A 16,740-nucleotide genomic window follows, 5' to 3' on the forward strand; every position below is an offset into this window, starting at 1 on the left:
CTCCCTTGCTCCAGAGCTCCCGAAGCTTCTATTGTTCTAACCAATATGACTGCTGCTATATCCATCTCTATCCCTTCCAGCTTGAGCTGGGAACGCGCCTCGGTTGGCTCTGCCTTCTTTTTTCAATAAGCATCTTAAAAGCGTAACAGCTTACCTCCCTGTGGCGCTCCTGCTGCTGGTGTCTTTTGCAGGAGAGGGCACCAACTCAAAAGAGCCTGTCGGGATAAAACCGCTGAAAAATTTTTTGATATTTTCTTCAGCGGGTTTAACCCTTAGAAGTAGGGTTTAAAGGCTACGAAATCAATTAGAGTCAAGATTGGCCAAATACAAAGGGGAATAAAATACTAGGAGATCGGCAGATTGATTGACTCCCTCTCCAAAATAAGTCTTTCCCGAAGAACTCTCCTGAACAGATGTTGAGGAATTCACAGGCCCTTTAATCTTAACCTTGTCTGGCGGGGCGTCAATTGTTACTCCGCTAGAAGTGCTCACAGATCCGCCTTTTATATCGCCCCTCAGGGTGAAGTTCATTTCTTCAAAAAAACTTAGATCTGTAATCGGTAGTGCGCTCATTGTGTCTCTCCTTTTTCTCGACAAAACCGCTGAAAGATTTATCGAGTCTGGCTAGACTTTCAGCGGTTAACCTAGTTCAACTGCTCAACCTCATTAGTCGAGATTTAGAAATCTACGGGTCAATGGCTACGTCTTTGACGCTGTTCGACTGAAGCAGCACCGAGGTGTTGGTAGCAATAGCAGTCGTATTGGCATAGGCGCTTCCTTTGTTAGCGGTAGCCTTCCCGCCGAAAGCGATGGCATAAGCACTCTGGTAAACATCGGCAATGTTGAAAGCGGAGAGATTAACACCGGCTCCCAAAACATCGCTTTCAGAAATGGGTTCAAAATGGTTCAGATCAGAGATAATCATCGGTCGTCTCCTGTATAGTGAGTTGAAAATTTCAGTGGGTTTACTGAGAGGTTTTAGGAGCCCTAAACAGTTCGCAGCGTTTCAGCCGTTCTGCTCTCCTTTTTTAGGACTGCCCAACTGCTCAACCTCATGAGTTGAGGTTTATAAATCTAAGGGTCGATCGCAACGTCTTGGACGTTGTTGCACTGGGCGAGCATGGAGCTGTTGGTAGAAATAGCAGTCGTATTGGCATAAGCGCTGCCTTTGTTAGCGGTAGCCTTTCCGCCCAAAGCAAAGGATGTAGCATACTGGCTCACCCAAGCCGTATTGAAAGCAGACAAGTCAACACCGGCTCCCACAACGTCGCTTTCAGAAACGGTTTCTAAGAGGTTTAGGTCAGAGATAATCATTGTTCTTCTCCTTGAGAATTAATTGAATGTTTCAGGGGGTTTACTGGGAGTACGGAGTCAGGACGCTGTGCTTGTTGCTGTTTTGCTATCCTTTCTCAGGACTCCCCAACTGCTCAACTTCATGAGTTGAGATTTGTATAAATTTACGGGTCGATTGCTACGTCTTGCACGTTGTTCGACTGAACCAGCACGGAGGTATTGGTGGAAATAGCAGTCGTATTGGCATAGGCACTGCCTTTGTTAGCGGTAGCCTTCCCGCCGAGAGCGAAGGATGTGGCATACTGGCTCACCCAAGCCGTGTTGAAGGCAGACAGGTTAACACCGGATACTGGTGGGTTGTAGCTATAACCGGCTCCCACAACGTCGCTTTCAGCAACGGTTTCAAAATGGTTCAGTTCAGAGATAATCATTGTTCTTTTCCTTGACAATTCGTTGAAGGTTTCAGGGGTTTCCTGGGAGTCCCGGAACGGGGCGCAGCGCTTCAGCTTTTCTCCTATCCTGTCTCAGGACTCCCCAACTCCTCAATCTCATGAGTTGAGATTTAGAAGTCTACGGATCTATGGCTACGTCTTGGATGTTGTTCGACTGACAGAGTTCGGAGTAGTTGGTGGCAATGGCAGTCGTATTGGCATAGGCACTGCCTTTATTAGCAGTAGCCTTCCCGCCGAGAGCGTAGGCATCAGCATACTGGGACACCCACGCCGTGCTGAATGCAGACAGGTCAACACCGGCTCCCACAACGTCGCTTTCAGCAACGGTTTCAAAAAGGTTCAGGTCAGAGACAATCATTGTTCTTTTCCTTGACAATTCGTTGAAGGTTTCAGGGGTTTCCTGGGAGTCCCGGAACGGGGCGCAGCGCTTCAGCTTTTCTCCTATCCTTTCTGAGGACTCCCCAACGCCTCAATCTCATTAATTGAGATTTAGAAATCTACGGATCGATGGCTACGTCTTGGATATTGTTCAACTGACAGAGTTCGGAGTAGTTGGTGGCAATGGCAGTCGTATTGGCATAGGCACTGCCTTTGTTAGCAGTAGCCTTCCCGCCGAGAGCGTAGGCATCAGCATACTGGGACACCCACGCCGTGTTGAATGCAGACAGGTCAACACCTGCTCCCACAACATCGCTTTCAGCAACGGTTTCAAAAAGGTTCAGGTCAGAGATAATCATTGTTCTTCTCCTTGACAATTCGTTGAACATTTAAGGGGGTTTCCTGGGAGTCCGGGGTCAGGGCGCAGCGATTCAGCTTTTCTCCTATCCTTTCTGAGGACTCCCCAACTCCTCAACCTCATGAGTTGAGATTTAGAAGCCTACGGATCGATGGCTACGTCTTGGATATTGTTCGACTGGTAAAGCATGGAACTGTTTGTGGAAATAGCAGTGGTATCGGCATAGGCACTGCCCTTGTTCGCGGTAGCCTTCCCGCCTAATGCTGTGGAGAACGCTGTTTGGCACACGTCGGCAATGTTGAAGGCGGACAAGTTAACACCGGCTCCCACAACGCCAGCTTCAGCAACGGTTTCAAAATGGTTCAGGTCAGAGATAATCATTGTTCTTCTCCTCCAAAATGAGTAAAAAGTTGCAGCGGTTTTTATCCAGTGTGAGGAGTCCTAAACAGGTCCGGGGGTTTCAGCCGTTCTGTTCTCCTTTGGCATTTAGGACTCCTCAACCGCTCAACTTCATGAGTTGAGATTTAGGGATCTACGGGTCGATGGCAACGTCTTGGATGTTGTTGGACTGAGCAAGGAAGGAGGTGTTAGTAGAGATGGCAGTCGTATCGGCATAGGCACATCCCTTGTTCGCGGTAGCCTTCCCGCCTAACGCTGTGGAAAAGGCTGTTTGGTACACGTCGGCAGTATTGAAGGCGGACAAGTTAACACCGGCTCCCACAACGCCAGCTTCAGCAACGGTTTCAAAATGGTTCAGGTCAGAGATAATCATTGGATTGGTTCCTCCAAGTAGTTTTTCTGTGGCTCACAACCTTTTCTTGTTGTTATTAACACTCTAACGAACCAGAACATCACCGTGTTGCCAATTTGGCAGATAATTCTGTTTTTTTATCCTGGCAACCGCTCTAGCTTCAGAACTGTAGGCAAAAGCGAGATTCAGGTGCGTTCCTGCCAGGAAGCGCTGACCCGGAGCCGGCTGAGACATCTCTAGCTCGAAGAGTTTAAGCCGGCACCTCCCCATGCCGGTGAGAGGGCGTCTAGCGAGCGCCAACTCTCTGCCACCTGCGCGGGGCTTTTCCTGCGCTGCCTCAAGATTTGTGCTGCTGCGGAAAAGGAACACATGCTCGCACTCTGGGCGGCGGGTTGCGCTCGTCCGTGGCGTGCGCCAATGCCGGCTAAATTTCTTAAGTCCCTGTCCAGCGGGAACGATACAGGCGAGGGTTCTGTGCGGTGCCGGTCTGTAGGAGATATTTGCCGGCACTCGCACCCACCGGCTCTCCTTATAGATAGAACTGCGATCTCAGTCTTCTCGGCTGACTTTTGCAACAGGTCTTGAAAGCGATTTTACCTAATGCAAATTTAGAGGGCCGGCCAGAAAGCCCGCCCCATGAGAATGGCGGGGGCTTTTCGCCCACCCTACAATCACCAGCCGCACAGCACCCATTTACTATAGCAGTATTCACTTAGATTAAGACATTAATAGCATGCGCATAGCGCATGGGGCATAGCGCATGGGGAAGACTCACAGCTTTTGTCCAATGCCCAATACCCAATACCCAACGCCCAATTTTCATGTCCTAAACTTACTGGTTATTGCTATAATAAAACAATTGAATCTGGTTGCAGGGAGTTCCCGCCACCAGACACCGCCCGCTCGCCACCGGCCACTCCCCAGCCACATAAAACAGCTGAAAGCGTGGCAGCCTCCAGCGGTTTCCGGCTCTCAGTAAAGAAGCCATTATTTTACAGCTGCAAAAAGTCAAAGCTATTCAGAGAAATAGCTGTGGCCAGTACGTCGCTCTTAAACCCAAAGGCAGTCGCTCCAGCGATAGCACTCTGTTTTACTAGGGCGCGGTTTACTTCAACTGTGTACCCATACTCTCCCCCTACAATCCTGGGAGGTTCGGAAACATTTTCCAAATAGCTCAAATCCGAAATAATCATTGGATTTCTCCTTGAAATTGAAGCGTTTGAACAACCTCGCTTTGCCTTTCTCCGTGACTACAGCAGGCCACCGATGAAATTCCCAGCGTAAGTCTGCGTGCCAGCCCCACCGCCAATTGAGGCAGCACCAGCAGCAGAACCTGCAGCGCCACCATAACCAATGAGGTTGAGCTTAAATCCATCGGTGAAGGTTCCGCTGACGTCATGGTTTGAAAATGCCAAAGTGTCAATGGCTGTACTGATGGAAGTTGAAACACTGGGTGTCAGACCTGTGGTGTTTATACCCCCAGCGCCCCTGATGTCATATTTGTCAGGACCGGCGGGCTCAAAAAAAGTTAGGTCTGCGATCGCTAATTCGCTCATAGCGTCTCTCCTTTTAAGTAAGGTTAAGTAAGGGATTGAGTCCAGACTTGCCCTATTGCCAAGTCATTCCCCCGAGCGGTTAAGAAGCCGGAAGAATTAAAATCGCTGAAAGATTGATTCCCCCTAGCTCTCAGCGATTTTCTTGTTAAATAGGGAATGACAAAACTTTTTTAACCTACAGACAGTGAAGATGCTGCTGCTATAGAGCTAGAGAATAGGCCGCTGACCGTAGCCGTTTTCACGACGCTATTTGTCAGGGATTGGAACCCAATAGCATCAGCAATCGCAGCGGAATCAGCCTTAGCAATAGGAAGTGCAATCCCCTCAAACGTGTAAAACCAGCCGCCATTGATTGAATTGGTTTCTTCAGAAACGACTTCTAGATGGGTCAAATCAGCGATAATCATTGGGAGTTCCTCCTAAATCTTTGCGTTAGACCTGTTTGGCTAACTTGTTATTAATACTGTAGCTAAATGCAGCTGTTTTGTTTGCCATTTTGGCAATAGCTTTGCCAAAATGGCAATAAAGCTATGGATAGATATTTAATTAGGTTTTCCTCCTAAAATAATTAAAAAAAGGGATCCTTTTTATCTAAAAGAACCTGGCAGGATGTATGTTGCGGGGATTTTGAAGCTTACGCTTAAACTAAATCTCTGTGGGCTAGCATTCCGCTTTAGGGACAGAACACTCATCGTGACTGGATTTACAAGCTTCTCTATGAGCGACTATAACTGCCACCCTTTATCTGGGTTTGCTGGCAGCCACTCTCTTCTCGACAGCCGGCGTCCTTCCTCTGGCGCACGGTAAACTTGCGCCAGCTACTTTGCTGCGAACAGAGCCTCTGCTAGTGCTGTTCAGACTCCCTTAAGAGCACTGGGCTAGCAGCTCCAATCCAGCCTCTTGGCAATTAACCTTTCTTAGGGAAGTGAAGGGGGAGTGTATGCAAAAGCCAAAATGTTCCCGAAGCCAAAAGCTATAGAACCGCCGAATGGTAAATCTCTAGCAACGCTGAAAGTCTCAGCGTTCGTCCTGGTGTATTGGCCCAATGCCTCTGCCAAAACACCAACTCCAACTGCAGACCGGCCACCGAAAACGACCGTCTCTTCAGGCACCAGTCCTGAAGTCTCTAAATCCGAGATAATCATGTTTTCTCCGTCTCTTAGACTTGCAATATTTCTTGCATTGCTTTGATACTAATATACCTTCCCCAATCAGGGCAGTGTTGCCATTTTGCCCTTCTCCCTGAAGCCCCTCTCCCTCTCTCTTCTGGTGGGCAGCCGGCGCACAGCGGTGGCAGGGGCGGGCCCATTGCGCCCGCCCGCAGCGGACAGTCTAAAAAAAAACCGCCCCGTCACAGCAAGTAACGAAGCAGAACTAGCCACCTATAAGCCTTGAGCAATGTTGGAAAACCTAACCGCCGCCAATCCAAACCCGAAACAGCTGGATGCAGCGAGAACGCAAGGGAGAGTGATATCGTGTCCGCCTCGCACCTTATTGTGGGGTGGGGGGGTTCACTAATCGCTTGACCACCCGCCGATATCTGGGATAAACCCACCCCTAAAACTGCGTGCAGAGAATCTATGGAACCAGACACGAGCTTAAGGAGCGTCCAGAGTGATGCCGCTGCGTGAAGAGTGGCGCGTAACAGTCTCTGGGTCGCTCACATCCCCAATCTTGCTGAAACCTTCTGGCGGGTGTCCGCCCCTCTGCTGCCTGATGAAGCTTGGCTGCTGGTGTTTATATTGCTTTTCTCGGCATTCTGTTTGTTAACCTGGGAGTTGTCTTTGATCAGCCTGTTGTAAGTCCTGTAGGGAATGTAGTGTAAGGGATTGTAACCGGCAAAACGCAAAATCAGCACACAAGCCCAAGAATACTTTCCCGCCAGTATGGCGTCCACCACCTGATTGAACTGGTCAGCATTCATTGCTCTGTCCATTTTTGCACTGGAGTACGAAGATTGTGAATACATGCTCATTATCTCCTGATAGTCCCGCTGAGTTAATAAATTTGCTCTCACTTTATTTTGCATAGCGAGGGTTTGGAATCCCCCTCAAGAGGTATTTTGTGCGAGCCAATTTAAAGTCATTCATCTTATAGGTCGAGGCCACTCTTTTGCAGCTGCTTGATAGGAGCTAGAAACACATCTGCAATCCGGCGGCGGCGGATGATGATATCTGCAGTGGCGGTTTGACCCGCCTTAAACGGAATCCTTTGACGGTCGTCTCTCACATAGTTGCGATCCAGAGTTACCTCCACTTCATAAACAGCACCCAGCTTTTCATCCGGTTTTACGTCCGGAGAGATAGATGTAACCTTGCCTTGAACAATTCCGTAATCCTGATAGGGATAAGCGTCAAATTTGATTTTCACCGGCATGCCGGTCTTGACAAAGCCCGCTTCTTGATTCGGCAGGGACGCCTTCAGGACTAGGGGCGCACCGTGGGGAGCTATTTCTGCCACCGTTTGTGCCGGTTGCACCACCTCCCCAGGCTTGCTGACATTCAGCGACAGCACCACCCCATCGGCAGGCGCTTTCAAAAACCTCTCCTTCAGCTTTACATTCGCACTGTGGAGCAGATTCTGCGTCTCAACAATTTTGGCTTTCAGCGCCGTCAGCTCAACTTCCAATTGCTGAATTTGCTGCTGCGCCTCCAGCTGAATCCGTTGCGCCTCAGCTTGCTTCTGGCTGACCACAGCCTGCAGCTGCTCGGCTTGCGCTTTCGCTTGCTGAGTTTCACCCTCCGTTTGAGTGATCGACTGCCGGCTCTCTCGCAGAGCTTGCTCTGCCGCAAACAACTGCTCCTTCAAATTCGTCCCCTCTTGCAACTGAGTTTGGGTAATCGCGCGAGTCGCGCTGCTCAAACCTTGCTCCGCTTGAAACAGCTGTTCCTTCAAACTCGCGCCCTCTTGCAACTCATTTCTCGCAATCGCGCTTTGCCGGTCGCGCAAAGCTTGCTCCGCTTGAAACAAAAATTCTTTGGAGATCGCCCCCTCTTCCACCAGCGGTTTTAACCGCTCGACTCGCTCTGCCGCCGCCTCAACATCCGCCTGCAATTGCTGCTTCAATTCTTCAGAAGTGCCCGCCAGAGGTTTCAGCCGCTGCAATCGCCCAGATGCAGATCGCGCATCCCCTTGCAGTTGCTCGATCAATTTTTGGTTAGTCGCCAGCAGCGGTTGCAGCCGCTCCAGTCGGGCTTGATGCGCAATCACTTGCTTGCGCAGCGCTTCCAGCAGCTGGCTGGCCGTAGCCGCCTTCTCCCTCGCCGCCACCAGCCCCGCTTTTTGCGCCTGAATGTCAGCCTCGGCAATGGCTGCGCGAGTGCCGGCTTCCAGACGCGCTTTTTCCAGCAAAGAAAGCTTCTGGTTTAATTCAACTTGGTAGGACTTCAGCTGCTCCTCCAGTCGCTGGACCTCACCGGCAAAAAGCTGGGTGTCCAGTTCCACCAGCACCGCACCGGCTTTAATCGCCTCACCTTCCTTGACCGCCACATTTGCCACCTTGCCTAACTCAACCGGGTGAATTTTATAGACCTCTCCTAAAGGCACCAATCGCCCCCTGGCGTGACCCACCTCTTCGATTTGCCCCAGCCACGCCCAGCCGGCAAACGCGGCGCAGAAAACCAAACCTGCCACCATCACGCGCGAGGTAAACGACGCCGGCGGTCTGTCGAGCACCGTCTGCAAGGACACAGACCAGTTGGGCAACGCTGGAGCCCCTATCTGGGGAGCAGCCAGCGGGCGCTCTTCTGGGAAATTTGCCGGTGTTTGCGGAATTTCCCTCACGGGAGCCGCCACACCCCCATAAATAGAAGCAGCCCGCTCAGACGCATCAGAGGCAAAATTGCCGTCGCAGTCATTTAAGGAGAGATTTTGCACTCCGAGATCCATCTCCCGATGCAAAACTCCCTCCTGACTTGAGGCATTGCTCCCATCGCACCCCTGTAAAGGATTGGCAGCTGCCAAACGATTTCTGAAACCAAAATTCATCGTCTGATTTCCTTTCCCTTTCGAGACTGCTTGCCACTTACCCAATCGAACCCTCCCACACTTGACTGATCCCATTTCGGGCTGCCAACCGCTGGCATGAATGCCTATCGCCCCTCAGTATCTTCCCAAAACCTCTCTCTGCGTGACTGTACAGAGTTCCTGCGGATAGACGCTCTTGCCTCTGGAAGGGTTCCGTAATTATACTAAGACGGAATTCAGGGCTGAGTTGGCCATATTGGCATCTTTGTAGCTTGATTTACAGTTTCTTTAAACTTCTCTCGCACAATCTCGTGGCTTTGCCGCTATTTTAAAGTTTTCGTAAAGCACTTGCTGCCTGACCTCCGTGTTTGTACTGCATTCATAAAGTTGCAATCAAGACACCGCTGGAGCGGGCCGGCAGTGCGCACCTCAGGCTGCGAGGGGTTTTCAGCTGGATTGAGGGCCCTCCAGAAACCCGGTTTCTTAAAGAAACCGGGTCGCACCTCAGTTAAAGATCCAGCTGCTGCTGCGCTAAGTGATAGTACAGACCGTGCAGCCCCATCAGTTCCTCGTGCGTGCCTTGCTCTACCAGAACGCCCCGGTCGAGCACGATGATCGTGTCAGCGTTGCGCACCGTAGACAGCCGGTGGGCAATAATAAAAGTCGTGCGATCGCGCGACAAGCGCTCCAGATTCTGCTGAAACCGGCGTTCCGATTCCGTATCGAGGGAACTCGTCGCCTCGTCGAGCACGAGAATCCTCGGATCGCCCAACAGGGCGCGCGCAATCGCAATCCGCTGTCGCTGTCCCCCAGAAAGCAGAGATCCCCGCTCACCCACCTTGGTGTTGTATCCCAAAGGCATGTCCTGGATAAATGCGTGCGCCTCCGCCAGTTTGGCCACCTCCGTCACTTGCTCCAGGCTGAATTCAGACCGGTATAACGTGATATTCTCCAGAATCGTTCCCGAAAACAAGAAGCACTCTTGCGGCACCACGCCAAGTTGCGACCGCAAAGATTGTGGAGAAATCAGCCGGATATCGTGCCCGTCTATCACGATGCGACCGCTCTCAGCATAATACAGGCCCTGCAGCAAACTCACCAAGGTGCTCTTTCCGGAACCGCTGCGACCGACAATGGCAACCGTCTGTCCCGGACGCGCCTCGAAGGTAATATTCTGCAGCGTGTTGCGATCGCGATCGCTAGAGTAGCGGAAGGTCAGGTTCTCGAACCGCACCTCCCCCTGGATGCGGGGCAAAATCAGCATCAGCTTTCCAGGGCTTTCTTCTGGCTGGGCTTCAAACACATCATTGAGCCGCTCCACCGAGATGAACACTTCTTGCATCTGGTTCCAGAGATTCACCACCGACAGCACGGGGCTGATCACCTTGCCAATCATCATGTTGAACGCCACAAACTGGCCAATGCTCAGTTCGTCCTGAATCACCAGCGTGGCTCCATACCACAGCAATGCCGTGTTGCCGAGCGTATTAATCGACGCGCCGATAACTTGCAGCACATTCCCCAGCTTCTGGCCCCGAAAGGCCGCATTCAGGAAGCTGGTAAAGCGGTCTTCCCAGCGCCAGCGCAGCTCTCGCTCCGCTGCAGCCGCCTTGACTGTGGACACGCCGGTCAGCATTTCTACCAGCAGCGAGTTCTGCTCTGCTGATTCGTTAAAGATTTCCTTGGAGATGCGCCGCAGGAAAGGAGTGGCCACTAGGGTCAAGATCGCCAGCGGGGGAATCAGAGCCAGCACCAGCAGGGTCAGGTGCCAGTTGTAGTAGAGCATCAGCCCCAAATAGATAACCCCCATCAGCATGTCCAGCCAAGCCAGGACGACTTGCCGGGTGAGAAATTGCTGGATTTTCTGGTTTTCCTGAACCCGCGTGATGATGTCCCCCACCCGGCGCGATTCAAAAAACTTCAGGGGCAGGGTGAGGGTGTGGCTGACAAAGCCGCTGATTAGGGTGAGGTCAAAGCGATTGGAGAAATAGTCCAGCAGGTACTGGCGGGTGGCGGTTAAGCCAATGCTCCAGACGCCAAACAGCACCAGCCCCAGGGCAAAGACATTCAGGGTGACGAAGCTTTTGTTCACCACTACCTGGTCGAGAATGATTTGGGTGAACAGCGGGGTAATGAGGCCAAAAATCTGGATCAGTAAGGAGGCAAAGATGATTTGCCCGATCGTGGAGCGGTAGGGCGCAAGGGCGCTGGCGAACTTCCCGAGGGAGATTTTCTGAGATTCAGCTTCTTTCAGCCGCTCTGTCGGCTCGAGCAGCAGCGCGTACCCACTCCAGTTGGCGACAAATTCTTCCCGCGACAGGGTGCGCTTTCCCGCTCCGGGATCGCCAATCAGCACGCGGTTGCCTTTGCAGCGGTACACGACGATGTAGTGAATTCCCTGCCAGTGCGCTATCCAGGGGCTGCTGGACTCGGCAAGTTTGCTCAAAGACGCTCGCACCGGCCTCGCCTGAAAGCCCAGGCTTTCCGCCGCTTTGGCTAAACTTTGCAGGGAAGCGCCGGAACGCCCCACACCGGCAATCTCCCTGAGAAAGTTGATGCTAAACCGCTTTCCCCAATACTGCCCGATGGTAGCTAGGCACGCCGCCCCGCAATCGGAAGAGCTCTGCTGCTCGATTAAGGGATATCGAGCGAAAAAGTCCATCACCCGCCGGCGAGTTGGTTTGGGAAATGCTGCTGTTTCCGCTTTGGCATTTTCCGCTGCTGCGCCGGCGCTCCCCCCCTGCCGCGATCCCGCGCTGCGGGGGGCTGCCGGTGCGCCGGCGCTCCCCTGCTGTGCGGGTGAGGGAAGGGAAATCTCTGTGCGCTGGTGCTGGAATCGGGCTCTTGGCTTCAGGTGTCCGCTGCCACCTGCAATCTCTCCAACGGCTAAAGCCAGTGCCGGTGCGACTCCCTGTGCGGCTTCCCAGTGTTCGCAGGGCAGCTGCACCACCCACAAATCGGTTTGGGCAACCCAGTCTGCCGGTGTTGTGTTCGGATACCCCCAGCTGCCACCGGCTCCTTTGGGCTGGGATGGGTTGGATGGCTGGTGAATTTTCCCAGAGCGCAGCCAGAAGCGTCCCGTTTGTGCCGGTGTTGCTTTCACAAGCTGAGCGCCTCTGTCAATCCGCTGTTCTGTCAGGTAAGGCAGCAGTTGCTGCAGCTGGTGGCTCGAAAGCGAGCGCAGTTCTGTCTGCGTTTTGAAGAATAGCTGCCGCTGGCGCACCTCGGCTTGCTGTTGCAGGCGATCTCGCAACCCCGACAGCTCGCTGAGCTCGGCGTGCAGTTTGGAAACAGAAATGCGCGCGCACGAGCCGGCAGAGGCTGCGATCGCCCGGTAAGGCATGGGATCGTTGCAGAACAGGCGATCCCCGCCAAAGGTGTCGCCGGTTTCCAGCACTGCCGCTGACACTTCCCGCTGTCGCTCCGGGTCAAAGGCAACCAGCCGCACCCGCCCCTGACACACGACGTAAAGATCGCCGCTCCTTTTTTCGGAGTGCGCGGTTTGTTCTGAGAGTTCTGGAACTGTGTCATTGAATAGCACGTCCCCTAACTGGAAATCGCCGGTTTCAAAGGCTTTTTTCAAGTCAGACGCCGCTCTGGAATTGCTGCTCATTGGAATCAGCAGGTTGAGCGGAGCGGCACCCTGCGCCGGCTCTGCCGGCAATCGTGAAAAAGGAGGTTGGGATTCCTCCCTACCTTCTAAGTTGTTTTTCATAAACCAAATCGGGCCGCACGCTCATCCCCGTAAGGGGATTGACAGGAAAGCCCGCCTCCGAAAGACAGCAACTGTGAGACAGTAATATCAAGTTGAGATAGAGAGTATTTTTTTGGCACGGCAAAAGCCCCTTGATGTCTCGGGTTTTAATCCCAAATTTAAGCCCGATTACCTGTAGAGTGGCTGCCTGAGTAGCAGCGGGGTGCGTTCTGAACGCACTCCTACTTGTGGGGTGGCGGAGCAAGTCCTGAAAAGTTTAAGTTTTTCTGACATGGTTTTTGCTTGTGAGCTGGTTCACCTGTTTGGGGGCGCGCGCCAGGTCATTCAGGTCTGTTGCAGATTGCGCGAAGAGCGAGCGCGCTTCCGTTTGGGCGCGCCGGCGCACCCGGGCGCGCTGTTTCAGTCGCTGCTCGCCCAGAGGTTTTCCCAGACCTCAGACCGCCACCTGTCAAACCCAAAAGCCCATAGCAGCTAGGTGGTATCTCTTCTCGGTCTGCGCCACCTTCAAAATGGACTGGCTAGCGCTCTGTCTGTAAATTCACTGGCCCTTACTAGGAGAGTAGAGCGCTGCTGTGAAGAACTTGTGAAAACTGCGGAGCTTTACAGAAACTTTAAATTACTCGGTTCGCCCTACATCATTTCTTTAAAAAACTCTCCGGTGATTTACTGAAGCCGGCACCCTCCGGAATGCAGGCTGCGCGCACGCCCTTCCCCGGCGCACCGCTCTTGTCCCTTCCTGCTTTGAAGGGAGCTGCCACCAACCGCCGGCAGCTCAGGCACGCGGCGGAGCCGCACCCCTCAAACCCAGCCCAGACACCGGCTTTAGGCGCTTCCCTGACGGTGAATTTGTTTTTACTGCCTCTATCATAATAGTGTGAAAACACAAGCTTTTTTATAAAAATTTAATCTAAAATCTCACCAAGGAGAGATGACTTGTGGGATTCACCGGCAACTCTACCATTCAGTATATTCCCTGGGTCGCAGGGCTGCATTTTCTGGAGCCCTGTTGATGTGAAGCCCAGTTAATTGCCAGGTGGAATGAATATTTCGCTCGGCGCTCCGAGACGCGGTGAGACGCGATAAAACGCCCGGAGACGCTATGAATCGCAGCTGTACAAGCAATGGTGGGGGCGGGGGCTCCTGCGCCGTTGCAGTGCCGCCGGCACGTTGCGCTGCGATCGCCCCTCCCGCCGGCTCTCACTCCCGCCATGCCGGCGCACACTTTTCTGCGCAATTACCGGCTTTAACGCTCTCACAACTCCTACATATTTGTTCATAGAAGAAATCTGCCAAAATGGCAATAGCTATGTGGGGGCCTCAGCTATAATAAAAAAAAGAGAACCCTTTGCTTTTATCCAAAAAAATGTTGGCCACAGGCAGCGTGAGGGAGGAAAGAGTGTTATGAAAACAGACAAGAAAATTGCCCAGCGTCTAGTCGCGCTAATTGCTCCAATAGTTGCCGCACCGGCATGGTCGCAAGCGCCGGCAGTGGCAGCCACCCTGGTTTCTTCTGAAGCAACTTTCCAATTCGATAACTTCAGTCACACCGCTTATTCGGTGGGGGCGGCAACAAACACTAATACTTTGACGCTCACTACAGGGCCAGCCTCCTTAACAACAGCAACGGCCAGCGCTTTTGGCTATTTTGTCCCCGGAATGGCAGGCACTTTTTCTTCGAGTGCAGCCAGTGGCCAAGGGAGTTCTTACTTGGGTGTAGCGCAAAGTCTGGCCCAAGTTGTGGGGAATTTTTTAGTAGGGCCAGGAGAGTCTTTTGGTTTCAATTTCAGAGCTTCTTTAGCCCTGGCCAGCTCAGTTAGCGCTCCCCAATCAGAGAGGGCAAACGCTGCAGGAAGAATAGCTTTCTGGCTGTTTGGCAGCGCTAATGGTGGGCCGCCAAGTCTGCTAGACTCTTTTTCAGCATTCGGGCAAGTAGCAGCCGGTGGAAATAATTTTTTGGGCTTGCAAAGTAGCGGCAATATTCGGTATAGGGGCGGTGCGAACATGTACGGAACCGCCACAGAATCCTTGGCTTCAGCTAACTTTCAGGGTTCCTATCAGCGTGATTTCAACAGCGCAACTCAGCTTACTTTAGTGGAAGTGCAGGAAATTGAGGCGAACGTTGCCGTTCCTGAACCTTCAGTCCCACTGGCGTTGCCCCTGTCTATCTTCTTCCTTTGCGTTGGGTGGAAAGCCAGAAAAAAAACCGCAATCCTCGGGAAACTAAAGCCATAGTAACAGTCATATAGGTTAAGACATTCGTGACCTAGGGAAAAAGGCGTAGGACAGGTGTTCCTTCCGACCCTAATGTCAAAAAAAAAGGCGTAGGACAGGCGTCTCGCCTGTCCTGATGTCCTAACCTAAATAAATAATGCTCGCAATTCACAGAAATTAAATCCGGTAAGCGTTTCATCTGGGTTGCATCTTAAACAGATATTATAGCCTCTCTCATATTGGTGAGGTACTCAGAAACCCGGTTTCTTTAATAAACCGGGTTTATGGGCTATAATTCATCCAACTGAGAAACGCTATATAGAAGGTATTGCGAGAGAGTGCCGGTGCGGGGTAAAATAGGTAATTGTTGGGGGCGAATTTATCAATAGGCGCAAATTCCCTGGGTGGGGGCGGGTTTATGAATTTCCGCCGCTTTCCCGATACATTTCGGGCGAACCCGCCCCTACAGAGCGCTGGGAGAAATACTGGGCAATTAATATCATGTCCGCTTGCATCGTTTTTGTATACATACCCTTGTAGGGGCGGGTGAGCGCCAAGATAACAGCGGTACTAACGGACATTCATGTTTTCTTTATAAAACCGATCGCAGAAGTTGAGCTACTGCTGCAACTGTTTCCAGAGGAATGAATTTTGACAGAAACAGTTTGGCGGACTGTATTTTGGCTATTGCCGGCGGCGAATGCGGCACTGGTTGCCTCGGCGGGGACTTTCCCATCTGGAGACGTTAGCCGGTGGGTGAAAACTCTATAATTGGTCATTTTTCCTCCTAGCAGTTAGTGGGTGCGTTCCTATTTGCGAAACGCTAGATTGTAACAGTTAGACTCCTCACACCGGCACAGCTATTTGAGAAGTCAAGCTCTGATTACTGAGATGGTAGTTCAACTCACTGTTTAGCCATTGCTGAAACATGCGGTTAAGGAGTTCTTGATACCTTTCCGGGGATAACTGAGCGGGGATAAACTCCTCAACCATTAGCAGGTAATATCCCTGTTCTGTGCGCAGGGGACCGATTGGCTCTCCCAAAGGAGCGCTAAATACAGCAGCAGCGATCGCCGGCTTCATCCCCCACCGGCAAAGCTTGCCTTCATAACCGCACTGCAGCCGGCGGCGCTCATCAATGTCATAAAGGCGAGCCGCTTGATAAAAAGTTATTTCCTGATTTTCTATTTCATAGTAGAGTTCTCGGGCGAGCTTTTCATCCCGCAGCAGGATTTGATAGAGCAAGACTTCCTCAAAATCCAGCTTATTTTGGGCGAAAAACTTTTCAACCTCTTTGGCAAACAGATAATCAGCGAGTTTTTTCGCCAGCAGGCGATCCCGAATGCCGGCTTCCCAGTCATCCGCCGTCATCATTTGGTCCGCCAGCCAAGCTAGGGTGTCGGAAGCCTTCTGCAAACGCTTTTCATAGCGCTGGCGATTCGCCTCCGCTTCAATTTCTTCGGGAGTAATGGTTACGCCTCTCTCCCGAGCAACTTTTTCTATAAGTTTTTGGTGCAATAGTCTCTGAGAGACTTCCTTGAATTGGATGTCTCTTTTTAGCAAGGTAAGCAGCTCACCCGCTTCAATATAAGATGCTGACAAGTTCATGATTTCTCTCTCAACTGAGGCGGTTCAAAAAAGCTGAGGTATCCAAATATAAATCAAGGGAAGGACTTACGCATATTGTCTGTGATTTTATCCGCAATTCTGCGTAAATCCTAAAGGAATTTTTGCCCGCTAGTTAGCGCTACGCGAGCTAATTAGAAAGTCCCCGCTCCCGTATATGTTCCGGCGTAGGTAGAGCCATCAGCAATGGCACCAGCTACTGCAGCAGCAACGCCAGCGGAGTGCCCAGCCGAGACTACATAGCCAACGCTGCCGGTGCTTCTGTCAAAATAATAGCCTGTAAAATAGCCTGAACTGTGAGCGGAGTTAGCACTGGTTGAATAGGCACCTCTAGGGGAGTAGACAGTAACTCCCAATCCGCCTCGCACTTCTCTATTCGTGGGAATTGCGCTCTCGCAGAAGCTGAGATCGACAATTGTTAAGTGACTCATTTT

The 16,740-nt window shown here is 51.8% G+C and carries 21 protein-coding genes; 1 reads left to right on the forward strand and 20 read right to left on the reverse strand.

Features of this window, described 5'->3' with window-relative positions:
• Positions 1-300: 300 nt before the first annotated feature.
• The 17 genes from OSC10802_RS0134990 to OSC10802_RS52100 all read right to left on the reverse strand — a co-directional run bounded on the left by OSC10802_RS0134990 (position 301) and on the right by OSC10802_RS52100 (position 13,746).
• Positions 301-573 (reverse strand): hypothetical protein, encoded by a 273-nt coding sequence (locus tag OSC10802_RS0134990; protein ID WP_017721417.1) that lies wholly within the window; start codon positions 571-573, stop codon positions 301-303.
• Positions 574-685: 112 nt separating this feature from the next.
• Positions 686-925, reverse strand: coding sequence for a hypothetical protein (locus OSC10802_RS0134995; protein WP_017721418.1), 240 nt, complete (start codon positions 923-925; stop codon positions 686-688).
• A gap of 149 nt (positions 926-1,074) precedes the next feature.
• The gene (locus OSC10802_RS0135000; protein ID WP_017721419.1) at positions 1,075-1,314 is read right to left on the reverse strand and encodes a hypothetical protein; all 240 of its coding nucleotides are present in this window, start codon (positions 1,312-1,314) and stop codon (positions 1,075-1,077) included.
• 143 nt (positions 1,315-1,457) lie between these two features.
• Positions 1,458-1,724: a hypothetical protein gene (locus tag OSC10802_RS0135005; protein ID WP_017721420.1), complete on the reverse strand. Its 267-nt coding sequence runs from the start codon at positions 1,722-1,724 to the stop codon at positions 1,458-1,460.
• A 139-nt stretch (positions 1,725-1,863) separates the two neighbouring features.
• Positions 1,864-2,103 carry a hypothetical protein gene (locus OSC10802_RS0135010; protein ID WP_017721421.1) on the reverse strand — a complete coding sequence of 80 codons (240 nt, stop codon included), beginning with the start codon at positions 2,101-2,103 and terminating at the stop codon, positions 1,864-1,866.
• A 139-nt stretch (positions 2,104-2,242) separates the two neighbouring features.
• Positions 2,243-2,482, reverse strand: a complete 240-nt coding sequence (locus OSC10802_RS0135015) for a hypothetical protein (RefSeq protein ID WP_017721422.1) — start codon at positions 2,480-2,482, stop codon at positions 2,243-2,245.
• 140 nt (positions 2,483-2,622) lie between these two features.
• Positions 2,623-2,862 (reverse strand): hypothetical protein, encoded by a 240-nt coding sequence (locus tag OSC10802_RS0135020; protein WP_017721423.1) that lies wholly within the window; start codon positions 2,860-2,862, stop codon positions 2,623-2,625.
• A gap of 151 nt (positions 2,863-3,013) precedes the next feature.
• Positions 3,014-3,253: a hypothetical protein gene (locus tag OSC10802_RS0135025; RefSeq protein ID WP_017721424.1), complete on the reverse strand. Its 240-nt coding sequence runs from the start codon at positions 3,251-3,253 to the stop codon at positions 3,014-3,016.
• 63 nt (positions 3,254-3,316) lie between these two features.
• On the reverse strand, positions 3,317-3,748 hold the full coding sequence (locus tag OSC10802_RS0135030) for a hypothetical protein (protein ID WP_232731893.1): 432 nt from the start codon (positions 3,746-3,748) through the stop codon (positions 3,317-3,319).
• A gap of 476 nt (positions 3,749-4,224) precedes the next feature.
• Positions 4,225-4,425, reverse strand: a complete 201-nt coding sequence (locus OSC10802_RS0135040; protein WP_017721427.1) for a hypothetical protein — start codon at positions 4,423-4,425, stop codon at positions 4,225-4,227.
• 57 nt (positions 4,426-4,482) lie between these two features.
• Complete coding sequence (locus tag OSC10802_RS0135045; protein ID WP_017721428.1) at positions 4,483-4,788, reverse strand: hypothetical protein; 306 nt, start codon at positions 4,786-4,788, stop codon at positions 4,483-4,485.
• 170 nt (positions 4,789-4,958) lie between these two features.
• On the reverse strand, positions 4,959-5,195 hold the full coding sequence (locus OSC10802_RS0135050; protein ID WP_017721429.1) for a hypothetical protein: 237 nt from the start codon (positions 5,193-5,195) through the stop codon (positions 4,959-4,961).
• Positions 5,196-6,448: 1,253 nt separating this feature from the next.
• The gene (locus OSC10802_RS48315) at positions 6,449-6,757 is read right to left on the reverse strand and encodes a HetP family heterocyst commitment protein (RefSeq protein WP_155969123.1); all 309 of its coding nucleotides are present in this window, start codon (positions 6,755-6,757) and stop codon (positions 6,449-6,451) included.
• Positions 6,758-6,879: 122 nt separating this feature from the next.
• Positions 6,880-8,775, reverse strand: coding sequence for a beta-barrel domain-containing protein (locus OSC10802_RS0135065; RefSeq protein ID WP_017721432.1), 1,896 nt, complete (start codon positions 8,773-8,775; stop codon positions 6,880-6,882).
• 487 nt (positions 8,776-9,262) lie between these two features.
• Positions 9,263-12,469: an ABC transporter transmembrane domain-containing protein gene (locus OSC10802_RS0135075; RefSeq protein ID WP_082218476.1), complete on the reverse strand. Its 3,207-nt coding sequence runs from the start codon at positions 12,467-12,469 to the stop codon at positions 9,263-9,265.
• Between the two features lie 635 nt (positions 12,470-13,104).
• Complete coding sequence (locus tag OSC10802_RS55225) at positions 13,105-13,353, reverse strand: hypothetical protein (protein ID WP_017721436.1); 249 nt, start codon at positions 13,351-13,353, stop codon at positions 13,105-13,107.
• Between the two features lie 213 nt (positions 13,354-13,566).
• On the reverse strand, positions 13,567-13,746 hold the full coding sequence (locus OSC10802_RS52100) for a hypothetical protein (protein WP_155969124.1): 180 nt from the start codon (positions 13,744-13,746) through the stop codon (positions 13,567-13,569).
• A 124-nt stretch (positions 13,747-13,870) separates the two neighbouring features.
• On the opposite strand from OSC10802_RS52100, the gene OSC10802_RS0135090 reads away from it, so the two are divergent.
• A complete protein-coding gene (locus OSC10802_RS0135090; protein WP_155969126.1) occupies positions 13,871-14,701 on the forward strand; it encodes a hypothetical protein in 831 nt (276 codons plus the stop codon).
• 395 nt (positions 14,702-15,096) lie between these two features.
• Here the strand turns inward: OSC10802_RS0135090 and OSC10802_RS52105 are convergent, their stop codons facing one another.
• From OSC10802_RS52105 to OSC10802_RS0135110, 3 genes are all read right to left on the reverse strand, one after another.
• Complete coding sequence (locus OSC10802_RS52105; protein ID WP_017721439.1) at positions 15,097-15,261, reverse strand: hypothetical protein; 165 nt, start codon at positions 15,259-15,261, stop codon at positions 15,097-15,099.
• Positions 15,262-15,526: 265 nt separating this feature from the next.
• Positions 15,527-16,288, reverse strand: a complete 762-nt coding sequence (locus OSC10802_RS0135105; RefSeq protein WP_017721441.1) for a peptidylprolyl isomerase — start codon at positions 16,286-16,288, stop codon at positions 15,527-15,529.
• Positions 16,289-16,440: 152 nt separating this feature from the next.
• The gene (locus tag OSC10802_RS0135110) at positions 16,441-16,737 is read right to left on the reverse strand and encodes a hypothetical protein (RefSeq protein WP_017721442.1); all 297 of its coding nucleotides are present in this window, start codon (positions 16,735-16,737) and stop codon (positions 16,441-16,443) included.
• Positions 16,738-16,740 lie beyond the last annotated feature (3 nt).

Source organism: Kamptonema formosum PCC 10802 (genome assembly GCF_000332335.1).
Classification (GTDB): Bacteria; Cyanobacteriota; Cyanobacteriia; order Cyanobacteriales; family Oscillatoriaceae; genus Oscillatoria.